Here is a 5,880-nt window from a genome sequence, read left to right on the forward strand (position 1 = left end):
CGCTCGGGCCGCCGCGCGCGGCGCCGCTAGACCGCCACCGGCGCCGCCGGCCGGCCACCGCCGCTCTCTCGCCCGCCGTGCGGGAGGGGTCCGGACAGCGGACCGTTCGCCTGGTCCCGTCCGCTCGGCGGCGACGAGAGTGGGCGGGCGGTTCGTGTCGATCGGAAGGCGGCTCACAGCGATGGCGAACACGGTGCGGCGGGGCTATGTGCCCAGCCCCTTCGGGCAGTTGCACTACGCGGAGTGCGGGTCCGGCGAGCCGGTGCTGCTGCTGCATCAGACGCCGCGCTCCTGGACCGAGTACGCCGCTGTGCTGCCCCTGGTGGGCCGGACACACCGGGCGATCGCCATGGACACCGTGGGGTTCGGCGGCTCGGCCAAGCCGGAGGGGCCGCACTCGATCGAGCGGTTCGCCGACGGGGTGGAGGCGATGGCCGACGGGCTCGGGCTGGACGCGTTTCACCTGGTGGGCCATCACACGGGCGGTGTGGTCGCGGTGGAAGTGGCGGCCCGGCTGGGCGACCGCGTCAGCAGTCTGCTGCTCTCCGCCACGGCCTTCGTCGACGAGGCCAAGCGCGAGGCGGCTGCCGGGCGCCCGCCGGTCGACCATGTCGACCCGCAGCCGGACGGCTCGCATCTGGTGGAGCTGTGGAACCGGCGCCGCGGCTTCTACCGGGCGGGCGAGGAGGCCGCGCTGACCCGCTATGTGATCGACGCGCTGACCGTGCTGGACCGGGTGGAGGAGGGGCACCAGGCGGTGTACCGGTACCTCATGGAGGAGCGGTTGGCGCGCATCACGGCCCCGGTGCTCGCCGTGTGCGCGCCGGAGGACCACTACTCGCTGCCCGCGCTGGAGCAGTTCGCGGCGGCGCTCGGCTGCGAGACCGCGGTCCTGCCCGGCGGCCATGTACCGGCGCCGGAGCAGTTGCCCGGGGAGTTCGCCGACGTCGTCACCGCATGGGTGGACCGGGCTCGGCCGTGACCCGGTCCCAGGTCGTCTCCGTGACACCACGCCGCCGCAGTGCCGCCTTGCGCACCTTGCCGGTCTCGGTGAGCGGCAACTCGCGCAGGACGTCCACGTAGCGGGGGGCGGCGAACGGGGGCAGCTCCAGCTCGCAGTGGCGGATCAGGTCGGCCGGGTCGAGGGTGCTGCCCGCGCGGGGCAGCACGGCGACCATCACCTCGTCCTCCGCCAGCTCGGACGGCACCGGGAAAACGGCCGCGTCGGCCACCGCGGGATGGCTGCGGACGACCGTCTCGACCTCGCAGGAGGAGATGTTCTCCCCACGGCGGCGGATGACGTCCTTGATGCGGTCCACGAACCGGAACCAGCCGTCGGGTTCGCGCACCACCCGGTCCCCCGTGCGCCGCCACACGTCCGCGGGCTCCGCCGGTTCGCCCAGGTAGCCGGTGGCGAAGGCGTACGGCCGGTGGCTGCGCACCAGCAGCTCGCCCGGGGTGCCGTCGGGGACGGGGGTGAGCAGTTCGTCCACGACGCGGGCGTCGAAGCCGTCGCGCAGGGTGCCGATATAGCCGGGCCGCTGTTCCTCGGGGGTGGTGCCGATGACGAGGTTGGTCTCGGTGGAGCCGAATCCGTCGATCAGGGTGACGCCGAACCGTTCGCGGAACGGCTGCCAGGCGTGGGCCGGTGTGGCCGGGGAGAGTCCGCGTACGGCCCGGTGCGCACGGTCGTGCGGGCCCGGGGGCTGGGCCAGCAGCATCGGCACCATGGCGCCCAGCAGATAGACCACGGTGGCCCCGGCCCCGGCCGCCTCGGTCCAGTACCGGGAGGCCGAGAAGCGGGGGGCGAGGGTGTACGCCGCCCCCACGGTCATCGCCTGCGCCAGCGCGTTCAGGGCGTTGGTGTGGAACAGCGGGAGACAGGTGTAGAGGACATCGTCCGCGGTGAGGCGCAGCGCGCCGGAGACATTGCGCCCCCACCAGACGAACTGGGCGTGGGGGCAGCGGACCCCGCGGGAGGTTCCGGTGGTCCCGGAGGTGAAGAGGACGCACGCGGTGTCGCCGGGCCGGACGGGGGCCGCCGGAAGGGCGGGGCCGTGACCCGGCCGGGGCGTATCGTCCGCTCCCGCGAGCCACAGCGTCCCCCGGTACCCGGCCGCCCGCAGGCGCTGCGCCGTCTCCTCCTCGGCGAGCAGATGGGTGGGGCGGGCCTGGTCCAGGACGTTCCGCAGTCCGTTGCCACGCAGCCCCGTGTTCAGCGGGACCAGCTCGGCGCCGAGCCAGGCGGCGCCGAGGAACAGGTCGACGAGTTCGATCCGGTTGCCCGTCATCGCCGCGATCCGGTCCCCCGGGCGGCAGCCCCGGGCCGCGAGGGCCCCCGCCATGGTGGCGGCGGCCTCTCGCGTCTGCCGGTAGGTGCGGACGGTGTCGCCGATCCGCAGGAAGGGGCGGTCCCCGTGGTCCCGGGCCGCGGTGTGGAGCAGCCCGGGAATCGTCAGGGAGGTCACCGCAGCACCTCGCGCTCGCGCAGTTCGCGGATCCGCTCCGGTGGCAGCCCCGCGACATCGCGCAGCACATCGTCGGTGTCGGCGCCGAGCACAGGTGCCGCCGTGCGGACGCCGCCCGGTGTGCGGGTGAGCCGGATGGGCGGCCCCTCGTGCAGGAAGGCCCCCGCCACCGGGTGTTGCGCGCGGACGTAGAAGCCCCTGGCCCGCAGTTGCGGGTCCTGTTCGACGAGGTCGCGGCCGTCCTGCACGGCGCCCGCGGGTATGCCCCGCTCCTGGAGGAGTTCGGCGGCGGCGTCGGCCGGCAGGGTCCTGGCCCAGGTGGCGAGGGCCTCGTCCACCAGCTCGGCGTGGTGTGCGCGGTCGGCCGCGGTGCGGGTGCGTTCGTCGGTGGCCAGGTCCGGGTGCCCGATCACCGTGCACAGCCGGGCCCATTCGGTGTCGTCGCGGACGCTGACGGCCAGCCAGCGGTCGGCGCCGAGGCAGCGGTACACGCCCTGCGGGCTCCATCGCGGATCGCTGTTCCCGGCGGGCTCGACGGGGTTGAGCAGGCTGGTGCCCATATGGGCGGCGATCGCCTCGAGCTGGGACAGGTCGATGTGCTGTCCGCGCCCGGTCCGCTCCCGGTGTTCCAGCGCGGCGGTGGTGGCGAGCGCGGCCTGGAGACCGGCGACGATGTCGCCGTGGCCGTAGATCACCCCGACCACGTCGTCCGGGCCCCATCCGGTCAGGCCGGTGAGCCCCGAGGAGGCCGACACGGTGTCCGCGTACGACACCCAGCCGCTGCGCGGGCCGCTGTGTCCCATGCCGGACATGCTGACGTACACCAGGCGGGGGTTGATCTCGCGGAGGGTGTCGTAGCCGAGGCCCAGTTTGGTCATGACGGTGGCGCTGAAGTTCTCCACCAGGACGTCGCAGGAGGCGATGAGGTCGCGCAGTACGGCGATGCCGTCCTCGGTGCGGGTGTCCAGGGCCAGGCTGCGCTTGTTGCGGTTGACCTCGTTGAAGTAGCCGTTGGTGTTCGGATCGGTGTGCGGGCCGCGGGAGAGATGCATGAAGGGCGCGAACCGGGTGGGGTCGGGGCGGCCCAGCGACTCGACCTTGATGACATCGGCGCCGTGGTCGGCGAGCACCTTGGTGCAGTAGGGCCCGGCGAGCACCCAGGTCAGATCCAGGACGCGGATGCCGTCCAGAGCGGGCCGCGCGGGTTCCGCGGACGCCGCCGGCACCCGCGGGGCCGGCCGGTGCTCCCGGAGCAGCCGCTGGTCCGCGCCCCGCTCCGGGACGTCCAGCTCCTTGACCCGGTGGCCGTCGGGGAACGCGAAGGGGAAGCCCAGGTCGGTGCGGCCACCGGCGCGGAGGAAGAAGCCACGGGCGGCGAGCTGCGGGTTGCCGGGCATCTCGTGCGGCAGGTCGACGGCCGCCCAGGGCAGCTTCCGAGACTGGGCGAGCTCGGCGAACTCGGCCTTCGGCCACCGGCCCGCGAAGTCCTGCACCACCTCGAAGACATGCTCCTGGTACTTCTTGCGCTCCACCGGGTCCTGCCAGCGCGGCTCGGCGAGGTCGGCCTCGGCGCCCTCCTCGCGCAGCCAGACCAGGAGCGCGTCCCACATACGGGGGCTGCCGCCGAGGCCACCACCGAGATAGCCGTCGGCGGCCCGGAAGAGTCCGTGGGGCACCAGCGGATGCACCCGGCCGGGGCGTCCCGGCACCCGGTCCTCGTGCAGATAGGCGAGGGTGCCGGCCTCCAGTGCGGCGGCCGTGCACGCCTGCGCGGACACATCGGCGAGCTGGCCCGGCCCGGTGCGCCGCGCCCGCAGTCCGAGCAGCGCGGCGATCGCGGCGTGCACCCCGGCGAGCTGCTCCGCCTGGTTCTCCGGAAGGCGCAGCGGCGGGCCGTCCGGGTCGCCGACCTGCGCGAGCATGCCGCCGAGCGCGGCGACCACCAGATCGGTGCCCTGCCAGTGGCTGCGGGGGCCCACGGTGCCGAAGGGGGTGACGCGGACATGGACGAGGTGGTCCAGGCCCGCGACGGCCTCCGGCGCACCGTCCGGTGTCCCGTCGAGGAGGACGTCGGCCCCCTCCACCAGGCGCCGCAGCTCCGCCGGGGACGCGGGGGTCACGGACCGTTTACCGGCGTGCCAGTGGACGAACGCGTCGCCGTTCAGTTCCCGCCGGGTCGGATCCCCCTCCTCGGGCTCGACCAGGACGACCTCATATCCGAGGCCGACCAGGAGCCGGCCCGCGAACCGGGTGCAGGGGCTGGACAGTTCGACGACGCGTACGGCCGGGTTGCTCACATCTCCTCCGCGGGATGTTCAGGCGTGCTGCTGGTTGAGGAAGCCGGTGACCGCCGTGTAGTAATCGTGCGGCCGCTCCTCCTGAAGGTGATGGGAGACCTGGTCCATGATGTGGAGATTGCCCTTGGGGACCATGCGGGCGAGCATCAGCGGATAGTCGGGGGTGAGGAACGCGTCGTACATGCCCCACATGAAGAGGGTGGGGGCCTGGATGGCTCCGAGTTCCGCGGTGAGGTCCTGCCAGTCGCCGCGGGGGTTGTCGGAGGCACCGGCGAGGGCGGTCTCCTCCGGGTCGAGGCTCTGCTCGTAGCGCAGGGTGACGGTGTCGTCGGGGACGGCACCGGCGTCGTACCACTCCAGGCGGGCGATCAGATCCCGCATCTTCTCCCAGGAGGGGCCGGTGCCGCCGTAGTACACATCACGGGCGTTGCGGCCGCGCCGGCCGCCCTCGGGCAGCGGGGCCAGCGGGCCGTGGAAGACGGGCATGCTGCCGGTGATGGTCAGCGACCGGACCCGCTCGGGGTACTTCGCGGCCAGGTTCAGCGCGATGGTGCCGCCCCAGGAATTGCACACGAAGTCGGCGCGCTCGATGCCCAGGGTGTCGAGCAGGGCGACCGTCTTGGCGGCGTGGTAGTCCCACATGGGGCCTTCGATGACGGGCTTGGCCGACTTGCCGTACTGAAGGATGTCCACGAGGAAGCAGTGGCGGTCCTGGGCGAACAGCGGTGCCACCTGTCCGAAGTCGGACCAACCCGTGCATCCGGGGCCACCGCCGTGGAGGAAGACCGTCGGGCTGGTGCCCGGCGTGCCCAGCTCGATGTAGTGGTAGGTGACGCCGTCCGCTTCCGCGTGGGCGCCCTCCGGCGGCTTCTGGATGTTCATGAGGTCCATGCCCCGATGGTGTGGTGCCGGTGATCTCCGCCCAAGCGGTCCGGTCCGCTGAGCGGGCCGGTCCCGTGGTGACCGCCTTTGGGCGGTGGCTAGCCTCCCGGTCCAACGTGTCCGCGATGAGGCGCGTCCGCGAAGGCCGGGGCCGCGAAGGCCGGGGCCGCGAAGGCCGGGGCCGCGAAGGCCGGGGCCGCGAAGGCCGGGGCCGCGAAGGCCGGGGCCGCGAA

General features: G+C 73.5%; 4 protein-coding genes. 1 reads left to right on the top strand and 3 read right to left on the bottom strand.

Annotation, left to right across the window (positions count from 1 at the left end; genetic code table 11):
- The first annotated feature begins 181 nt into the window (after nucleotides 1–181).
- Complete coding sequence (locus KN815_RS45470; protein ID WP_216347656.1) at nucleotides 182–982, top strand: alpha/beta fold hydrolase; 801 nt, start codon at nucleotides 182–184, stop codon at nucleotides 980–982.
- Here the strand turns inward: KN815_RS45470 and KN815_RS45475 are convergent.
- Genes KN815_RS45475 through KN815_RS45485 form a run of 3 tightly spaced genes read right to left on the bottom strand, consistent with a single transcriptional unit; the run spans nucleotide 951 to nucleotide 5,656 of the window.
- Nucleotides 951–2,468: an AMP-binding protein gene (locus KN815_RS45475; protein ID WP_216347657.1), complete on the bottom strand. Its 1,518-nt coding sequence runs from the start codon at nucleotides 2,466–2,468 to the stop codon at nucleotides 951–953. The genes KN815_RS45470 and KN815_RS45475 overlap by 32 nt on opposite strands.
- Complete coding sequence (locus KN815_RS45480) at nucleotides 2,465–4,765, bottom strand: CaiB/BaiF CoA-transferase family protein (RefSeq protein ID WP_216347658.1); 2,301 nt, start codon at nucleotides 4,763–4,765, stop codon at nucleotides 2,465–2,467. The genes KN815_RS45475 and KN815_RS45480 overlap by 4 nt, the downstream gene beginning before the upstream one ends.
- Before the next feature lie 18 nt (nucleotides 4,766–4,783).
- The gene (locus tag KN815_RS45485) at nucleotides 4,784–5,656 is read right to left on the bottom strand and encodes an alpha/beta fold hydrolase (protein WP_216347659.1); all 873 of its coding nucleotides are present in this window, start codon (nucleotides 5,654–5,656) and stop codon (nucleotides 4,784–4,786) included.
- Nucleotides 5,657–5,880 lie beyond the last annotated feature (224 nt).

This window comes from Streptomyces niphimycinicus (assembly GCF_018883605.1).
Lineage (GTDB): Bacteria > Actinomycetota > Actinomycetes > Streptomycetales > Streptomycetaceae > Streptomyces > Streptomyces niphimycinicus.

Excerpts from the sequence above, each read along its gene's own strand:
- KN815_RS45485 (WP_216347659.1), bottom strand. The coding sequence starts at position 5,656 with ATGGACCTCATGAACATCCAGAAGCCGCCGGAGGGCGCCCACGCGGAA.
- KN815_RS45470 (WP_216347656.1), top strand. The coding sequence starts at position 182 with ATGGCGAACACGGTGCGGCGGGGCTATGTGCCCAGCCCCTTCGGGCAG.